Annotated in this window: 13 protein-coding genes and 1 CRISPR repeat array; of the genes, 7 read left to right on the plus strand and 6 right to left on the minus strand. The window is 54.9% G+C overall.

Features of this window, described 5'->3' with window-relative positions; genetic code table 11:
* Positions 1-18 precede the first annotated feature (18 nt).
* The 7 genes from AAAV21_RS08800 to cas2 all read left to right on the plus strand — a co-directional run bounded on the left by AAAV21_RS08800 (position 19) and on the right by cas2 (position 8009).
* Positions 19-234 (plus strand): hypothetical protein, encoded by a 216-nt coding sequence (locus AAAV21_RS08800; RefSeq protein ID WP_349108980.1) that lies wholly within the window; start codon positions 19-21, stop codon positions 232-234.
* Positions 235-435: 201 nt separating this feature from the next.
* Positions 436-1497 carry a DUF6273 domain-containing protein gene (locus AAAV21_RS08805; protein WP_349108983.1) on the plus strand — a complete coding sequence of 354 codons (1062 nt, stop codon included), beginning with the start codon at positions 436-438 and terminating at the stop codon, positions 1495-1497.
* Positions 1498-1703: 206 nt separating this feature from the next.
* Entirely contained in the window at positions 1704-1925 is a 222-nt protein-coding gene (locus AAAV21_RS08810; protein WP_349109015.1) for a DUF6290 family protein, read from the plus strand.
* A 293-nt stretch (positions 1926-2218) separates the two neighbouring features.
* Positions 2219-3187: a DUF6273 domain-containing protein gene (locus AAAV21_RS08815; RefSeq protein WP_349108986.1), complete on the plus strand. Its 969-nt coding sequence runs from the start codon at positions 2219-2221 to the stop codon at positions 3185-3187.
* A 983-nt stretch (positions 3188-4170) separates the two neighbouring features.
* Positions 4171-5073: a hypothetical protein gene (locus AAAV21_RS08820; RefSeq protein ID WP_349108989.1), complete on the plus strand. Its 903-nt coding sequence runs from the start codon at positions 4171-4173 to the stop codon at positions 5071-5073.
* A gap of 71 nt (positions 5074-5144) precedes the next feature.
* A CRISPR array of direct repeats spans positions 5145-6434; the repeat unit is 36 nt; unit sequence GCCCTAGCAGAGTGCCATTCATTGAGATGCTAGAAT.
* A gap of 322 nt (positions 6435-6756) precedes the next feature.
* Positions 6757-7686: a type II CRISPR-associated endonuclease Cas1 gene (gene cas1, locus AAAV21_RS08825; RefSeq protein WP_349108992.1), complete on the plus strand. Its 930-nt coding sequence runs from the start codon at positions 6757-6759 to the stop codon at positions 7684-7686.
* Positions 7683-8009, plus strand: coding sequence for a CRISPR-associated endonuclease Cas2 (gene cas2, locus AAAV21_RS08830; RefSeq protein ID WP_349108995.1), 327 nt, complete (start codon positions 7683-7685; stop codon positions 8007-8009). The genes cas1 and cas2 overlap by 4 nt, the downstream gene beginning before the upstream one ends.
* A gap of 52 nt (positions 8010-8061) precedes the next feature.
* On the opposite strand, the gene cas9 is transcribed toward cas2, so the two are convergent.
* The 6 genes from cas9 to AAAV21_RS08860 form a co-directional block, all read right to left on the minus strand.
* Positions 8062-11145 carry a type II CRISPR RNA-guided endonuclease Cas9 gene (gene cas9, locus AAAV21_RS08835; protein WP_349108998.1) on the minus strand — a complete coding sequence of 1028 codons (3084 nt, stop codon included), beginning with the start codon at positions 11143-11145 and terminating at the stop codon, positions 8062-8064.
* 300 nt (positions 11146-11445) lie between these two features.
* On the minus strand, positions 11446-13002 hold the full coding sequence (locus AAAV21_RS08840) for a hypothetical protein (protein ID WP_349109001.1): 1557 nt from the start codon (positions 13000-13002) through the stop codon (positions 11446-11448).
* Positions 12992-13414, minus strand: a complete 423-nt coding sequence (locus tag AAAV21_RS08845) for a hypothetical protein (RefSeq protein WP_349109004.1) — start codon at positions 13412-13414, stop codon at positions 12992-12994. The genes AAAV21_RS08840 and AAAV21_RS08845 overlap by 11 nt, the downstream gene beginning before the upstream one ends.
* Positions 13415-13668: 254 nt before the next feature.
* A complete protein-coding gene (locus tag AAAV21_RS08850) occupies positions 13669-14403 on the minus strand; it encodes a hypothetical protein (protein ID WP_349109007.1) in 735 nt (244 codons plus the stop codon).
* A 9-nt stretch (positions 14404-14412) separates the two neighbouring features.
* On the minus strand, positions 14413-16029 hold the full coding sequence (locus AAAV21_RS08855; protein ID WP_349109010.1) for a relaxase/mobilization nuclease domain-containing protein: 1617 nt from the start codon (positions 16027-16029) through the stop codon (positions 14413-14415).
* Positions 16026-16856 carry a hypothetical protein gene (locus AAAV21_RS08860; protein ID WP_349109013.1) on the minus strand — a complete coding sequence of 277 codons (831 nt, stop codon included), beginning with the start codon at positions 16854-16856 and terminating at the stop codon, positions 16026-16028. The genes AAAV21_RS08855 and AAAV21_RS08860 overlap by 4 nt, the downstream gene beginning before the upstream one ends.
* Between the last annotated feature and the right edge of the window lie 1177 nt (positions 16857-18033).

An 18033-nucleotide genomic window follows, 5' to 3' on the forward strand; every position in this document is an offset into this window, starting at 1 on the left:
AGAATAGGAGTATCGGCTATGTTTCAAAACGTTCTCGGTTCGGATGGCAGGATGCACCTCGAACGGCAATTCGGCAACCAGAGAATCGACATCACCACGGGAAAGACCAAGACGGTCATCCCCGGCTTCGGCGGCATGGACACCGTCATCGATGAGGACGGCGTCCATGCCGAAATGCAGATCGGGAACATGCGCCAGACGCTTGGCAAGAACGGGTTCGACTGGATGCTGTAGGTGGAGTTTGCCACAGCGGCAAGACCCCCACAAAGACCCGCGCCGCCCCTACGATTACGCCGTATTTACTAACCCTGAGCGAAGGGAGCCGCATATGCATGCAGCGGCATTTTCGCCACGGGGGGGGTCGCTCCTAAGACGACCCGCCTTCGAGGCCAATCTATCATCGAGTACGTCCTGATCATCGCGATAATCGGATTGGTGATCGTGTTCGCCGGCCCCGGTGTGGCCGGAGCCATCCGAAACCAGTTCAACCTGGTCGACAACACGGTGAACAATGGGTCGACCGGCGGCGGAGAGGGCAACGGAGCTTCAGGCGGTTCTGGTGGCAATGCCCCCGACCAAGAGCAGATAAAGTATCTCGAGAGCATGAAATCCGTAACTGAAAAGGACGCAAAGGACTGGACGCTCGACGACCAGCAGAAGGCAGCCGAAGACATTGCAAAGAGGGGTACCGCCTCGGTCGCCTTCTCCAAAGCCAAGGCGGCCATGGATGACGGCATCACGTGGTCTATCAAGTTGACGAACGGTCAGACGTTCGAGTACAAGATCATCGGCATCAACCACGACGACCTCGCGGACGGCACCGGCAAGGCCGGGTTGACGTTCCTCACCACCTCCATGGGTATCGAGGGTCGCATGAATCCCCCTGATTGGGGGGCTCCTGAACCGGAGCCCGAGCCGCCTACCGAAAAGCCCGTGTTGCCAAATAGGCCAAAGCCGAAACTCGCAAGGCTAATCGCTGAATCGTCCGCCTCGATTCAAGGCTATAACGGCGGCGGCTGGGAGGCCTCCGAGCTCCGCGCGAAGATGAACTCCGGCGAGATCTGGAACCTCATGCCGTCCGATTTCCAGTCCAAGGTCAAGTCCGTCAAGAAGCTCACGAACAACGTCGGTGGCGGCGATGAGAACAAGAACGCCGCTGTCACCGCGACATCGGACAGGCTGTTCCTGCTCAGCTACTCCGAAACCGTCAACTATATTCCGTATGGCTTCGCAATGGATCCAGATTACAGTATGTTATCTTGGCTACCCAAGGAGGGAAGCCAATATGAAGCATTCCAGGGTAAAGTGTTTCCTCATGGCACCAGTAAGCTCTTTCGGCTTGAAGAGAGCCTATGGTCATCAGTACGCTGGGGTCGCTCGTGCGGCGAATCTCGAGATGTGTTCATGGGTATTCCTGGACTCGGAGATATTATGTTTTATAACTACCGTGAAAATGGCTCCAAGACTTTCATCGTCTGCCCGGCCTTCTGTTTCTAGGTTTTTCTGAAAGCCCGCACGGTAATGTTCGGGCTTTTCTGTTGGCGGTTGTAGGAGTAATTTGAGCTTTGTCCCATGACTAATCGAAGTGCAAACGTATGTGGCGTTAAATCGTCCTTCTTGGCACCCTTTTCCGCACCCGTGAGTTTGTTGAAGCCGGGGTGTTACCGCGAGCGAATAATGTGCTAACCCCGATGATGATGGAGATGTGCGAGATTGCGGTCAGGGTCGACGAGGACGAAAGGGATTTGATTCAGGGTCATGCGGTTGCCGCGGGCATGTCCTTTTCCGAGTTCGTTAAAAGAGCCGTGCTCGAGAGAGCGGAAGATATGGCTGATTCCGAGACCTATGGCAAGGCTTTGGATGGGGCTGGCGGCAACCGTTGCCCGATGGAAGAGGTCGTGCGCATGGCGGTGGAGGTCGAGTGATTATCCGCACGCATCATCTGTCCCGACTCTAAAGGCTTCTCTTGGGCGGAGTTCGGCTTATAGCTGGACCCTGCTTTTCTGAAGCGTTGATTCGGTTTTCTGGTGACGAGAAGCGTTTGGCTCGATAGGAACTCGAGCGGTGTACCAAACGGTCTTCATGACGGCTTTCAGAGCGTTTGCCACCCTTCCCTACGCGCTTCGTTGCCGCAGCGGCAACACTGGAGCTTAATTATGAAATAGCCCTACGCTCGGCGATGTATCTACAAGCCCTGAGCGAAGGGAGCCGCATATGCATGCAGCGGCATTTTCGCCTCGGGGGGGGGGTCGCTCCTAAAACGATTCGCCTCCGAGGCCAATCCATCATCGAGTACGTCCTGATCATCGCCGTCATCGGCCTGGTTATCGTGTTCGCGGGACCCGGCGTGGCCGGTGCCATCCGCAACCAGTTCAACCTGGTCGGCAACACGCTTAATAGCGGGACTAATGGAGGCACGGAGGGCGGTGCTGCTGGCGGCGGTTCCACAGGCACCGGTTCTGCGACCGTCCAGGCGGCCATTGCCAAGGACGCGAAGGACTGGACGCTCGGTGAGCAGAAGGCCGTGGCCGAGGACATCGCCGCGAAGGGCGAGGCGTCGCCGGCGTACGCCAAGGCGAAGGCCGCCATGGATGCGGGGACGAAGTTCTCGATGAAGCTGACGGACGGACAGACGCTCGAGTACCGCATCATCGGCATCAACCACGACGACTTGGCCGACGGTTCGGGCAAGGCGGGCCTGACGTTCCTCACAACCTCGAGGGACATCAGGTCCCGCATGAACGGCTCAGAAACCAGCTATGGCGGCTGGGAGAAGTCGGAACTTCGCCAGAAGATGAACTCCGGTGAGATTTGGACCCTGATGCCGTCCGATTTCCAGTCCAAGGTGAAATCGGTCAGGAAGCTCACGAACAACGTCGGAGGCGGCAGCGCGAACAAGAACGCCTCCGTCACTGCAACCACTGACAAGATGTTCCTGCTCAGCTACTCCGAGATCGTCCCCACTTCCTACTGGGCATCCAGCTTCCCTTGGACTTCCTCCGAGGGTGCCCAGTACGAGGTCTTCAAGAGCGAAGTTGGTAAGGCCTATCTGAGGAACGACGGAAGTTGGGAGCGTTCGGCGAGTCCGTACGACTCTGCCAACTTTCTCTATGTAATGGGTGGCGCTGCGGAAAACTCCACTCATGCGAAAGCCACGCCTTGCGTCTGCCCCGCCTGGTGCTTCTAGCCTGTCTTCTAGCTTGTCTGGTGCAAGACCCGCGCAACTTCGCGCGGGCCTTTCTTTTAGCAACCGCACGAACGGTTTGAGGTTCGTGGCACAGGTAATCGGGTTGAGGAGAAATGGGGCCATACGGCGGCTCTCAGAGCGCCTGCCGTACTTCTATATCGTTGCCGCCGCGGCAATATGCACTTGTTAACTTGGTTAGCGAGGTTGGAATTATTGAGGTAAGATGCCTAATGAAAGCGGCGTTTCCGTATGTTGTATCGAGAGTATGGAGGACGCCGCTTTCGGCTTTTATAAATGCCTGGGAGTTGCCCCCAAGCACTTTTGTTTTGACGGGACAAAATTGGTCACGGTCGGTTGTGAAGAACTCTCCGCCGCCGGCCTATAAGACTTCGCTTCTGATTGCAGCGGCATAAGGATGGGAAAACCGAGACGCGCCCTCCGTTGCACCCCATCCATCGCAAGTAAGGATAAGAGAAGCGCGTTCTAAAGCTGCGTTTGGCTTGCCTTAGCCGTGAATGAGGGGCAATTTAATTGCCGGTCGAGTCTGTGGAAGCAGATACAGGAACGCCGGCTTAAATCGACTCTCATTCGGTTTACGCGGGGAGGGACGGATGTCCCTCCCCTGCTCTCGGGTATTGACACGATTCATGACGAGCCTAGAATAAAATCAATTGCGGTGGAAGCCTTCGGGCGACACCTGAAGGGGGCTGATGCGTCGGTCCCCTTTTCTTTGGACAGATTATCGAAAAATCATGAATTACCTAGGGAGCGGAACGACCCAATACCGCGGCTGAGCTACACCTGCCTAGGCATCGGCCTGCAAACTACTAGTCTGTCTTCTAGTCTATATTCCAGCAGAATGTCAAGCGTTTTGCCATCGAGTGGTCAACATGCCCAGCCGCTTCTATATCTGTCCCATGGTCCCTTTGTTGGCCGTCTGCCCGACAAACTGAAAGACAGGCAAAACGGCAATTGGAGGCACCATGGGAAAAGACAAGTACATCATCTGGAATAACGATTCTTCAGCGCATGATGACCAAGAGGAATGCATCAAGGAAGACTGGATTTATGAAGTCCAAGCTGCGTTGGGTCTGTGTGAGCCAAACGGTCTCTGGGTTCCGTCGGGGCTCGTGGATGCCGTCAAGGATGCGGCTATCGATGATGCCATCGCCAAGGCTATGGACGACCACAAGGAAACTATCAATTTTGTCCAAGCGTATCACGACTTCGCCAATGAGGAGAACATCGGGGCCATCATCGATGAGCAGTTCGAGGACGATTTGGCCGAGCAGGCCGATATGGGTGTAGAGAACTGGCTTGGCGATGAGGTGGCGAACCTATCCGGCATTGACGTGCACAGATCCATTGCGTTCATCAAGGACGATGACGGATATTGCGTTCTCAACGGTTACCGTCCTGACTCGTTCTCGAAGTCTATCGACAACGTGGGCAATTTAATCGAGGCTCTCTATAACAAGATGGATGGAGATACCATTGAGCTTTCGATCAAGGACAGAGAAATGGTCGCAAGCGAATCCGTAGGGTACGTCGGGGAGATGGATGACCATGTCGTCAAGCTCGTCGATAAGGATTTCGTCAGGGAGATTGAAAAACTCGGGGACGATGAGCTGAACAGGCTCTACGGCGATAACGGGTTCAACAAAAATGAAGTGCTCGATGGCGTGATCGTTGCACTTGCAGAGAAGCAAGGTCATTTGCAGGACATCGTGCCTGCAATCTGCGAGGTCAATGGCTGGCCGGTCGGAGATGCAGAATCGCAGGAGGCCGGTGAGTCGCTCGATGAGATCTGCGATGCGAAAAGCGTTGAGATGGAGTTCGACAGCGGAAGTTGCGAGGACATTGTCGGAGAGCAGGAGCGTGGGTAGGGTTTTGCCGTGCGATATGTTTCTGCCTAAACGTGATGCGGCGGGGAGCTCTTTGGGGCTCCCCGTTTGCTTCGCTAGGTGTTTGGGGTTCATTGAGATGCTAGAATAGGACCCCACGGTCTACGCCCACTACTTCTGCTCTAGCAGAGTGCCATTCATTGAGATGCTAGAATCTATGCCATTCGCCTTCCGGCCCGAAGCCTGCCCTAGCAGAGTGCCATTCATTGAGATGCTAGAATACCTAATGCCATTATACTATTTCGCACGGTGCCCTAGCAGAGTGCCATTCATTGAGATGCTAGAATAAATGTCCGCGCGGTGCATGTAATATGGACGCCCTAGCAGAGTGCCATTCATTGAGATGCTAGAATTACGCTGCGCCTCATTCATTCGCACGTTGAGCCCTAGCAGAGTGCCATTCATTGAGATGCTAGAATCCGGATCTTATGAAGGCGCATGCGGAGCTTGCCCTAGCAGAGTGCCATTCATTGAGATGCTAGAATTGAAGGACGGCGCGCCCGCCCGTGATCACAGCCCTAGCAGAGTGCCATTCATTGAGATGCTAGAATGACCAATAAAAATTCCCTGTACGATTCTTAGCCCTAGCAGAGTGCCATTCATTGAGATGCTAGAATCTTGGGCGGACCGATAACGTCCTCGCCCTTGCCCTAGCAGAGTGCCATTCATTGAGATGCTAGAATCTTTTTTCGGCCTTGAAGACACTCCAATTGGCCCTAGCAGAGTGCCATTCATTGAGATGCTAGAATGAGTTCGCTAGGAAGGAGATTGCAGTGTTTGCCCTAGCAGAGTGCCATTCATTGAGATGCTAGAATATGGACTTTAGTCTTTGCATCAAAATAGACGCCCTAGCAGAGTGCCATTCATTGAGATGCTAGAATGTCCGGGGACACGGTCCAGTAGCGGCAGTAGCCCTAGCAGAGTGCCATTCATTGAGATGCTAGAATCTGAAGCCCGGTGGTCTGCTTATCATAATTGCCCTAGCAGAGTGCCATTCATTGAGATGCTAGAATCAGCCTTGCGGGTCACACTCGCAAACGCTAGCCCTAGCAGAGTGCCATTCATTGAGATGCTAGAATCCTCCGAAGCTGCGTTCAACGGCTACGATAGCCCTAGCAGAGTGCCATTCATTGAGATGCTAGAATAAGCTCGCCGCCGTTCCATGCTGTCGCAAGGCCCTAGCAGAGTGCCATTCATTGAGATGCTAGAATCACCAGGCCGTGCAGCAGCTTGGCCAGTGCGCCCTAGCAGAGTGCCATTCATTGAGATGCTAGAATCCGCAGCCGGTGAACGAGTCGGCTTAGATCGCCCTAGCAGAGTGCCATTCATTGAGATGCTAGAATCCCTCTGCCGAAAAAGCCCCTTTAGCAGGGGCTTTTTCATTTTCAAATTCTGTAAAACGGTATTTGGCAACCACAAATGCCTTTCAAGAAGGCCGTTTTTCAGGGAAATATCGGCGGAATACAGCTTCGAATTATCGTTTTTTTGGATGAAAATCGCCATTTCCCCTTGTCCTCCTTTCCTCGGTTTTAAAAAACTGCCCGATCAAATGTGGTGTATCGGTGAATAAATCCTGCCGCTTTGGCAATAACATTATCGATTAGTTGTCTACATACGTAAAGACCCCGTCCATATCTCACCAGATACCGGGAAACGGAGCTACCTATGTTATTGACGGTCACAATCGGCACACCTAAGTACCTCTGCGCTCAGGACAATTGTCTTGTCATCAAGGATCGCCACGAGGATAAAGTCCTCGACAAAATACCCCTATCCGATATCTGGGTCATCATAATCGACAATCCCCAAGTCTCGATCACGGCATCGCTTATGGGGCAAGTCAATGATGCGGGGATTGGCGTTCTTTTCTGCGGCTCCAACCATATGCCTAACGGCTTGGCGCTCCCGATAGGCGCACATTCAAGACATGCGGAAATCGTGGAGCATCAGTTGGCCATCTCGAAACCGCTTAGAAACCAACTCTGGGCGAAAATCGTCCGCAGAAAAATTGAGAATCAAGCGCGTGCCTTGGAGCTTTCCGGCGGCAAGCCATGCGACGTCGAGAAAATACTCAGCTATGCCAGGGATGTCCAGAGCAATGACAAGACGCATCGGGAAGGTGCGGCAGCCGGCGAATACTTCTCCAAATTGCTCCCCTACGGGTCGCGATGGACAGGTCCTATGACCGCGCCGTTGAATTTCGGGTATGCAATCCTCAGGACAGGCATCGCACAATGCGCCGTCTCGCATGGATGGCTCGTATCGCGCGGCATCCATCACCATAGCGCCGAGAATGCATTCAACCTGGTCGATGACCTCATCGAGCCATTTCGGGCCGTTGTAGACCTCATGGTGGTCAAAGAGAACCTCTTGGCACCGCTATCGAGGTTGAACAAGGATACACTGACGAAGGCCACCTCGGTTCTCGTTCTGTTGGACGACAAGAAAATGCCCGTCCAGACTGCTATCGATGTCTATTGCGAATCCCTGCGAAGGGCAATCGAACTCAAGGATTCCGATCAGCTCTTGCTGCCCACGCTTATTGGTTTGGAAATGGCAACACCGGACAGCCTGAGAACGAGAGGAAGGCTATGAGAATCATGAGACTCTTGGTGATGTTCGATCTTCCCACGAAGACCAAATCAAACAAGGATGCCTATACCAAGTTCAGGCGGTTCCTAGAAGATGACGGCTATATCAGGGAGCAGAACAGCGTCTACTCCCGTAACCTCCTCAGCAGGGCTTCTGCGGAAGCCCATACGGAACAGCTGAGAAAAAACCTCCCGCCGGCAGGACATGTCGTGGCGATGCAGTTCACCGAGAAGCAATACGTCGACAGGGAAATTCTCGTCAACACTGGAACCTCGGACTCTGGAGGAAATGAGACACCGGGAACACAGCTCTTCCTGAGTTTTTAACACGAAAAGGGGAAGGCGTTGCGCCCTCCCCTTTTCACATAGTTCCTGCTATCTACTGACAGCGATTAGCCCGTTCGGTGAGGAACTCAAGCCAGCAGAGACCCAAGCAGTCCTCCTGCATGACCCTCAATTCGTCAGTCCACTTCGTTGGCGTTGGAAACTTCTCGGCTGCGAGCGGGCCGGTTTTCTGGAAGGAAACTTTCCCAGAGGCCGACAGCTTTACGTTATTGTGCGCTATGTCATAACCGTAATAACGCCCAACAATACCGTTTTGAATCAGCACAACGCCGCGCTTCAACAATAGGCTCGGCTCGTTTCCGGTCAGCGGAATCTTCTCCCAGTAGTCGATTGAAAGATCCTTGGAGAACTTTCGAATGAACGGTTCTTCGGTCTTCCGCTTCCGCACGTCGATGTAATAGAGGGGATCAAAAAGCCAACGCGCGGCAGATTCATCATATACGGCAAGTAGACCGTACTGTTCGTCATAAGCCCTAGCGGTGCCCTTGCCGTCCTTCCATGCGGTTGTACAGGGACCCAATGCGCCCTTTTTCTTCTTGATGAGGTCCTTGCCTTTTCCATCAATACCCTTGTAGGAGAAGGTATTGTCTTTGAAAAGCGCCCCCGTCGCGGTGCGGGTCGGCGAATAGGTCGGTACGATGCAGGGAATCCATGCCTTGACCTGATCTCTGTACTCGGGATATGGCAGCGAGCCATCCAGCAGGCGGTCGGCATCTCGGTTCGAGGCGTGTTCCTCACTGATGAGGGCAATGGCCTTGACAATCGAGGGCGTGCAGGCGGCGATTACCGCGGCATCGACGGCATAGCGGCGGTCGTCCTCTCGGTTCTTCTTGCCGTCATCGTCGAGAATACCGATGCGCCAGATTCCGCGCATGAGAGCCGTCGCCGCACCGGAGACGCAGAAGACGTGTTTACGTCCGCCCTCGGGAAACGGGAGGCAGTCGGCAAGCCATTTCGCGACATCCTTGGACATGTAGCGGGTGTCGTTCAGGTTTCGGCTGATGAAGGAGTCGATGTTATTCGTGAAGTTATCTTCCTTCAGCTTTGCGAGTTTCGAGGAATAGTAGTGCTTCGGCTCCTTACCGCTTGCCCAGGCATCCATGCGGATGCAGAATTCATCCCAGTTCGGCGCGGTTGGCTCGCCCGAGGTCATCCACTCGTAGGGCGTCCGGTTCGACTTGTCGCGATTCGATTTCGTCAGGACGAGAACCTTGTTGGTCTTCGAGTTGTCGCAGGAACGGGAAAACGGAAGGACGTGGTCGATCTCGACATAACCCTTTTCCGTCAGCATGCGACCGAAATCAATGCCCTGACCCGTGTAGGGATCCTTGCCGCCCTGCTCGTTGTACAATCGGACCTTATCGATGTCACGGCCCTTCACCTGATCGGTATCGGAAAGACCGAGATATTCAACGATATCTTCTACGGCCTTCTCCTTTTCCTTCTTGTTGTACTTGTTGCCGTCATCAACGAGCTTCTTTTCGTGTTTTGTGCGCTTCAGCTCTTTAGCAACCTCCAGGCGAATCGTGTCGGGTAGGCCATAGTGCCTGATAATCGAGTTAATAATCCTGCGGAGCTGGGCGCAGGAGCGCAGGACAACCGGGTTGGTACAGATCGGGGAATAGCTGGAATAGGGTTTCAGCAGACCGTCATCGGGTACGTTGCGCTTGGCCGCGAGGGCTTTCCGCGCATCGTATAGCCCCGTTGCGACCTCGGCATCATACAGACGATTGATGTTCGTGTCCTCGAACGCATTGCGGAGCATCTGGAGCGCCTTTAGGCTCGTCGAGCCGTATCCTGTAAAGAGCCTCGAGCCATAGGGCAGCTCGAGGAGCGCATCCACGTCCTCTTTCGAGAGTCCGTCGGTGAGTTCGGCAATTCGCGTGGCGAAGGCCTCCGATGAGGATGCGAACGTAGCGGCGGCGCATACCGCATCGGCGAGATCGGTATCATCGCGCAGGCGGTTGAGCAGGGCCGGATTTAGGTCATGGAGCGTCGAGCAGAGTACGTTCCATGCGGGAACCTTCACGCAGATGTCTTTCTTCTCGTCTGATTGGCGGATGCCGGCGAACGTGGCGGTGTCGGCGAGGTCGAGCATCTTGCGCAGCTGGGACCACTTCAGCGGCTTCGGATTCTTTGAGACCTTGAACAGGTCGTGAACAATCTGGTTGCGCACCGTAGGCGAAATCTGCGTAGCGGTGCCGCCGATGTGCTCAATCTTGACGTTCGCGAGCGTCTGGTAGGCACGGACCATCTCGGAGGAGATAGATGATTTAGGGGCGCGTTTGACGGGCTCGCCGAGATAGGTGCAGTAACCAACCTTGGAGTAGATGATCCGGTCGCGTTTGGTCGTATCCGTAAGCCAGCGCAGTGCGGCGAGATACTCCCCTTCAAGGGATTCGGTGGCAAGTCCGTTTCCAAGTTCCCGCTGATGGCGGAAAATCGAGTGGACCTCGTTCACCACCATATCGCTATCCACGCAATGGATGTAGTCATCTTGACGGTTGCGGATTTTCGGCTGCGTTATGAGGTATTGGGCGAACGTCTCGTAGCCGTTGGCCTCCATAATCTCTGCGTTCGCCTTCAAGGCCTTCTTGACCTTGCCAGCATCCTTATCGTTGTCGGCCTTGCCGTGGTCGATATAGCCGCGGCGGGAGGCAAACCCATAGAGAACGCGGGCGAGCTCGCGGTCACTGAGAATCTCTCTCAAGCCCTTCACGCGCAGCTTGATGTTGTCTTGGTCGCCCTTGCGTACGGAGAACCATTCTGAAGACGCGCCCTCGGGAATGACGCCGTGAGCCATCAGAATCTTACGGATGTGCTTCTTCCTTGCCGCGCGGCGGGCGATATTGCGGCGCTGCGACCTCGCCTGGCGTCTTGCCGACGCAAGGCTCGTCTTGTTTTTCGGATTCCACGGGCAATCGAACAGATGGGTCGCCATGAGGACGATCTCTTGGTTCAGCCCGTCCATGAGGCAGATTCCGATGCCGGCGATTCCCATGTCGATACCGAGAACCAATTTTCGGGGCTTGGAGCTGAACTGCTCGCGCGTCATCAGGGCTGTCTTCACGAGCTCTGTGTCGAAGCCGAGCTCGCGCGGGTCTTCAAATGCCGCCATATTCACTTCCTGTCTTTCGAGGCGCCTGGGGTACGCCTGCTGATACATTAACAATAGTATAGACTCTCACATCGGCGGGAGGCTATATCAAGGTCAGGATTTACGGTCGAATATCAGCCGAAATCGATAACGGGAACGTTCGCGACCGCTCACACTTTTGCAGATGCGATGGCAGCAATACCGAGGAAGAGCTTCGCGTATGCGACCAGAATCGCCTTAAAGTGCCTTCTGAAAAAGATCGGGAGCCCTCGCGGAAAACCTTCTCCCTCCGAGAATCTCCGGACCTCGAACTTCACTTCCCTACCCCGCGTTCTCAAGCAGAACGAGCGTATCCGTGGCACCGACGACCTTCAGATTTAGGTTCTCCTTATACCAGTGCACCGAATCCTTCGAGACGATGTAGTAGTCGAAGTGGCTGGAGGTGAGGTAGGACAGCTTTGCCTTTTTTGATTGCATGCCGTCCACGTAGTCGCGGTAGGGGGAAGTGACTCCCATGACACCTTTCTCATCCCAGAGTTCGGGACGTAGGTCGAAGGGGACTTTTATCCCCTTCCATTCCAAGTAGCTGTAGATGACTGGATCCTCTGCGTATACGACGGGGTCGTAGAAGCCACCTTCGTCAATCTCCTTTACCAGGGAATCCGCAGAGCACTCGGAGGACACCCAGCAGGAATGCCCACCGTTCGTAGCATAGACATAACAGTTCGCCGCTAGCGGTCCGATTACAGCAAGGAGGGCTATCAGGGCGATGGATTTCGTCGTCTCCGGCGATTTCAAGGGTGACGGGTCCTCCGTTTTTGGAAGCATGCTCGCAAAGGCGAGGGCGCATGCGATCGAAAAAGTCCAGACGTTTCGCCAATGGAGCATCGTCGCAATGAAGGTGGCGAGGACGATTACGAGCAGGGGGAGACCGATTCGTCTGCGCCCGATGGCAGCTGCCGTCGCCACGGGAATGAAACCGACCGCGAAAAAGACGATGCAGAAGCCCTTTGTCGCTTCGAAGGCGGGCTTCATCTCAGATATCACGTTGCCGTACGATGCCGCCCCCATCGAGGTTATCACGTAGCGGGCGCCATCGGCGCCGTAGGGATTCACAAAGGATGCGACAAGCATCGCAATCAAGGCAATGCTGAGGGGGAAGATATCACTGAGCATCTCCTCGGGGGTGGCGGTTTTGAATTCGGAGAGATCGTCAGGCAGCAGGAAGCAGCCGGCGAGGAAGACATCGAGGAGCCACATGGCAGACTGCATGTTGACGTGCAGCACCGTGATTGCGGGCAGGGCGATAAGGTAGCGCCAATCGCCAGTTCGCCGCCAGCGTGTGCAGACGCCAACGGTCAGGCACATGCATGCCATCGACCATGCCGTAGGACGGACTGAGATGTAGATCCCCGCCCCGAAAAGGGCTAGACCGATGCAGAACAGCAGGCGGGGCATAGCGAAGCGTTTATCGTCGAATCCTCGAATTGCAAAGGCGATTGAGAGGGCGACGAGTACCGCCAGAATAGCCTGATAGAGTATCGTGCCGGCGTATCCCGCTAGGGTATACGAACCGTAGAGTAGGACATCGTGCAACCACTGCTGGACGACAATCGGCCTGTAGGACGAAAAGGACCACGGGTTCGCGTACGGGATACCATGCTCGACGATTTCCCTTCCCGAGGCGAGCAGGAACCAACCATCGGAGTCATACGATCCGTTTCCCTGCATGAGAAAGCCTGCAGTGGACATGATGCAGGCGAGCAGGATTAGCAGCAGTCGGTCACGCTTCCTGGTTTGCACGAACTGCAGCAGGAATACGCGCAGAACGGGTATGCGGAATGGCCAAGCGAGCGGGGCTTCACTTTCAGTTGTCATTCTGCTCCTCCTCCAGGGGCATTCGGACAATCTGGACGCCCGAGCCGCGGCGACAGCGGATGGAGGATCCATCCTCGAAGTGAATGATCGGGGCATGACCGGTCGCAGTGGATTCGATTTCGATTGAGTTGACGTACAGCTTCGCGCCATCGGGCAGGCGTAGCTTCATGTCGGGGATGATGACGATGCCGTCATCGGTCTGGGGCAGCTCGATCAGGCCGCGATCGATGGCCTCGAGAAGCGTCGAGGCAGCCTTGGCATTCGCTTGCGCCTCCTGATCCTCGTAATAGAACTGGCTGCGAAGCTCTCCATAGGCTGCGAGGAAATCGTCGATTGCCTCCTCGAGCTCTGCCGTGTTGCCATGCTTGCGAAGTCTGGCTATGGCCTCGCTCACCTTGACCGCCGACTTCATCGGAACCACTTCGATCCGATTCCGGCAACCTCTTGCATTCGTGTCTCTTTGCACTTCTGCAAAACCTGTCATCTCCTGTCAGGACGAGCGGAGAGACGAGCCGAGTCATACCGAGTCAGTCATACATAATCATGTTAGGAATAGCTGGCCGCGCTTCGCGCGGTCGGGGGGTATATTCGTCTCTCCTGTTTCATGGCGCTTGGGGCTACGCCAGTACGCTCAAAATATCATGAATGAGGCCGCTGTGGCAAATGTCAGTCGTCGAATATAGAGTTCTCACCATCATCGAAGGTGCCATCATCGTCTTCCATGGCGAAATGCTTTCCGAGGGACGAGTCGGCGGAATAATCTGCGTCTCCCCCGTCATCCGATTCGATGAGGTCCGCATCCACCGCGTCTTCAGCATTCTTGGCCTCGTCAAGCTGAATCTCCTTGTAGGCCTCAAGGGGATATCCGATGAGATTGCAAATCTCCTGTTCGGTCATCTCTGGATGGGCCTTCTTCATATACTTGAATACGAACACCGCTTGGGAGTTCATTGAAGAGAATTTGGTATCCGTATAGGAGAGTACGCGTTGGGCCTCGAACTTCGCCCCGTTGATAAGCCAGTCACCCGAGCCCTGTCGCCAAAGGGCATCTACCGTTCCGTTCGCACGCTGCACGATGATACGGGAAATCTGTTTGATGCCTCCCTGCGAGCAGAGAAGCACGGAGGTACCCAGGCGCCTCGATGCGGACGTCAGGCAGACGGGGTTTCCCATCGAATCCGTGAGGCCGGGAATCTCGATACGATCGCCCTGGGGCGTTGCATCGTACCAATAGAAGTCCAACCTCAAACCGACCTTGTCCACGAGGTCGAGACGCAAGTCGAGTTCGGTCATGACGTTTCGGGCGGTTCTGTCGCCCGCACTCATCGCATTGGTGGTGGTGAAGGCGCTCGTATCGAACTCCTTAATGCGACCGTTCTTATATTCGATGGCAATGATCACGTGCACTCCTTAGTGATGTTTTGATTTCTGGATTTCGGCTGCATCCTCCTGATACTGAGAACTACCGGAATTAGAGGAAGTTCCCGTCGGGTTGTTTGCTGCAAGACCGCCATAGCCCTTCTCATCGCGAATGTCCGCCATAGCATTGAGGATTTCCTCTTCGGTCATCCTCTTGCGGCGACCGTCGCCTGCTGTAGATGTCTTGGGATACTCGATGCCTAGCGAGCTAGCCAAAGAAGACGGATGCTCGACATTGGGTCTGAGTTGCGCTTGATTGCGCGGAGCGGAATCATTTTGCTCAATGGTTGATTTCAAGCGACCCATAAGCTCCGCGCCTTCGCGCGTACACGGCACGGCTGCCTTGGCGATGGCAAGGGCAGCGGACCGCTCGTCTTCGTTCATCCAGCGCTCGCGTCCAACGAGCCCCTGAGCCCTTTGACGTCGGCTGGCGTATTTCTCGGCCATCGCCTGTTCAATGGATGTTGCGGCATATCGCTTACCGAGTGTCGCGCCCTTGACTTTTCTAGATACCGGGTCACTCGGATGGTGGTAGACGACATCGCCGTTCCTGTTGTAATTGACTGTGATTCCGAGTTCCGCCAACTTCGATGCGAAATCGACAGGACCCCTGGAGATACGCATCGCGATATCCACGCGGTCACGGATGTCATCCTTCCAAGACCAGCCTACTCGATTCTCAATCTGCCGCTCCGCCATGGTTTCGGAGTCGCCGAATCCGTGAGGGACGACGAGGCGCATCACTCGACCGTCTTCGGTTCTCATTGTCGTGTACGAAAAGCCGGAGGCTTTGTCGGAAGCGGTCGGGTCGACCTCGCCGACCTTCGGCTGCGGGCTGGGAGCAGCGCCGACCGCGAATGTCTCGGGAATCAGCTTGTCTATCGGACGGCGTTCATCCAGCTGGTCTTGCATCGCCTCGCCGAAGTCCTCGATTTGTGCGCCCTTCGCCTCGTTGGCGAGAACGTTGTCGAGGGCCGCCATGGCGCGATCGAGCCTCTTTCCGCGAGAGACCTTTAAGCCCTTTGCGTCCATCTCGGCCTGAGTGTAGGACTTACCGTCTGTTGCAAACGCATGCCAGCCTCGTTCGAGCGACATGGTTTGCAAGTCGGCTCGCATTGCCTGGACGACCTTGGTGGTGCGCAGACCAGAGATGCGTCGTTTCGTCTCGAGCTCGGTGTTGTTGATGACGAGATGGGCATGCAGGATTCCCTGCTTGCCCTGGACCCCGCGAGCTTTATTGTCATCGTGATAGGCAATCGCCACCTCGAAGCGGCCGATTCCCTGACCTTCCGGACCGCGCGAGTCAAACCACTTGGATGCCCATTCGTTAACGAAGTCGCGGAAGTCATCGAGCTCAACGCCGTCATCCTTTTCGTCCAATGAGATGATGAAGTGCTCGTAGGTGCGGACCTTGGTGTCCTTTTTGACGGGAACGTCGTTGCCGAAAATCTCTCGGGTCCTGTCCATGACCTTTGCCCAGTCCCTCCCCTTCCAGTCACGGTCGGTCAGGTTGAGGAAATCCTTGTCCAAGGCGCGGTCGTTCTTGAATAAGTAGTAGCGGATCCATCTGGCAGAACTATGTCCAGAGAGGATTTTCATGTAGGTCATGCGTTGCCTTCTTCCTCACTTTGGTCAGGACGCGATGTGCCATGCTTTTTACCACGGACACGGCGGCGATGCTCGGGTTCGAATTTATTGATAGGGGCCTCAGATTGGGCGAGACCGACGGCAGTCAGGTTGACGGACGGCTTGGCGGACAGTGATTCGACATCGGCTGCGAGAGCCTTGAGGCGGTCGTAGATTGCCTTGTTCTGTTTGGAGAGGCGTTCGTAGAGCCCAACGATTTCCGTGCGCTCATCTTGCGAGAGGGCGCGATGATTGCCGTACTTCTTGATGATGCGGTTCAAGGCTCTTACCGCTTGGTTGTAATTGACTCCAATAGCGCGGACCTCGCTGGAGATGGATTCGAGCATGCTGTCGGTAATCGCCTGGACGGCCAAACTATTCGTTTGGCCGTCGGACTGCGTGAGGGCGAGATCTCGGCCGCGGGGGCGGGTGAGCGATTCGGTGCCCGGCGTGGCGCGGCGGATGGATGTCAGGCTGAGAGTCACCGGGAGGGCGATGAGGGTGCGTAGATAGTCACTTCGGCTAGCGTTGAGGGCGTCAGCTCGGGCGTCGAGGGCGGTCAGGTCTGCGGTCGGCAGGCGGACGGTGATGCGGCGGGTGGCGGGCTGGGAGGCATTTGGGAGAGGCAAAATGTCTGACAGGCTGGCTGGCGGCGTTTCGCGCGACTGGTCGGGCTGCGCCTGGGGCGACATGGGAGTCGGCGTTTGGGACTGCAAAATGTCGGACATTTGAGATACGCTGGGGCTAATGTCTGACAAACTGGGTGTGGCGATCCGGGGCTCATTTTCATCTGGCGAAATGTCTGACATTTCGTATCTCCTTACATACGGCCGATGGTGAGCTTCGCGAGCAGGCCGCCCGTCAAGCGGATCTAAATGTCTGACAGCCTGTCAGACATTTCGCTTGGCGGGAGCGAGCGGAGCGGAGCGATTACAGGCCGCTAGCGGCCCCAGCTGCGGCTTTGCCGCAGGTTCAATGTCTGACATTTCTAATGTCTGACGTTGAACGCAGCTGGCGTGCAAAATGGCCTTATGGGTAGTTTGGGGCACGTATTTTGGTGGGTCAGGGTGTTGCCGCAGTGGCATTCACAATTGACAAGGCCGTTTTGCACCTGCCGCCTGTCCGCAGGACAGGCGGCCGCGCCGCGGGGTGATTCGACTCTGCTCGGGGTGATTTTTGCCGTGTGATCTATTTCTGTGGGTCCGGATAATCAGAAATAGGGATGCAGGTGAATGTCTGACAAAACGGTATTGGTTGACAGTTCAATGTCTGACAACGCCACAACTGTGGGGCAGTAATGTCTGACAGACTATAGGGATCCTGATGAATGTCCGACAAAGCAACAGGTGGGAAATAACGTTTATAAAGGGGGTCAGCATGATGAATCAGAGCGTGCCTTAGGAGTGCAATCGGCGGGCGGATTTGGTGATTCACAGCCCTGTTCGGCTATGTCCCTTCCCTATCCGATGAACGGTTGCATGGCTATTGAATTGGGTCTTAAAGTGTTTGCGGTGAGCTCTGCCGCCTCGAATTCGCGAACGGTACGGTATTGAAAAGGGCTTGGTTGCAAACTTTTTGTTAGGAATAATCGATCGCTACAATTAAATCTGAACGAAGATTCGGTTTTATTTCGGATGCGAAAATTAGTCAGAGCACAACGGAGTTGAAGAGAAGATAACCTTTGCAGATCGGGCGGCTTGTATTCGATTAGGCATCGGTCGGAAGTTTTTGGCAGTGAAAATACAGTCAGATGTAAGGGAACCAGATTGCGTTAAACACTTTTATTGCACGGCGAAAAAGATAATTTCAGTCAGGCAATGTCGCTGCATACAACTTTCGATAAAAAGAATGAGAACAAATAGCGATACAGCACAGCGCCATTAAAGGCGTTGTGCAAGTTGTACTAATTGCCTTAAATACGCTCGCGACAACAATCCTTAGCTATAAATAGGCGACCGGAAAGAGCGTACGACAAGCATTAAGGTC

Source organism: Collinsella sp. CLA-AA-H302 (assembly GCF_040093305.1).
Lineage (GTDB): Bacteria > Actinomycetota > Coriobacteriia > Coriobacteriales > Coriobacteriaceae > Collinsella.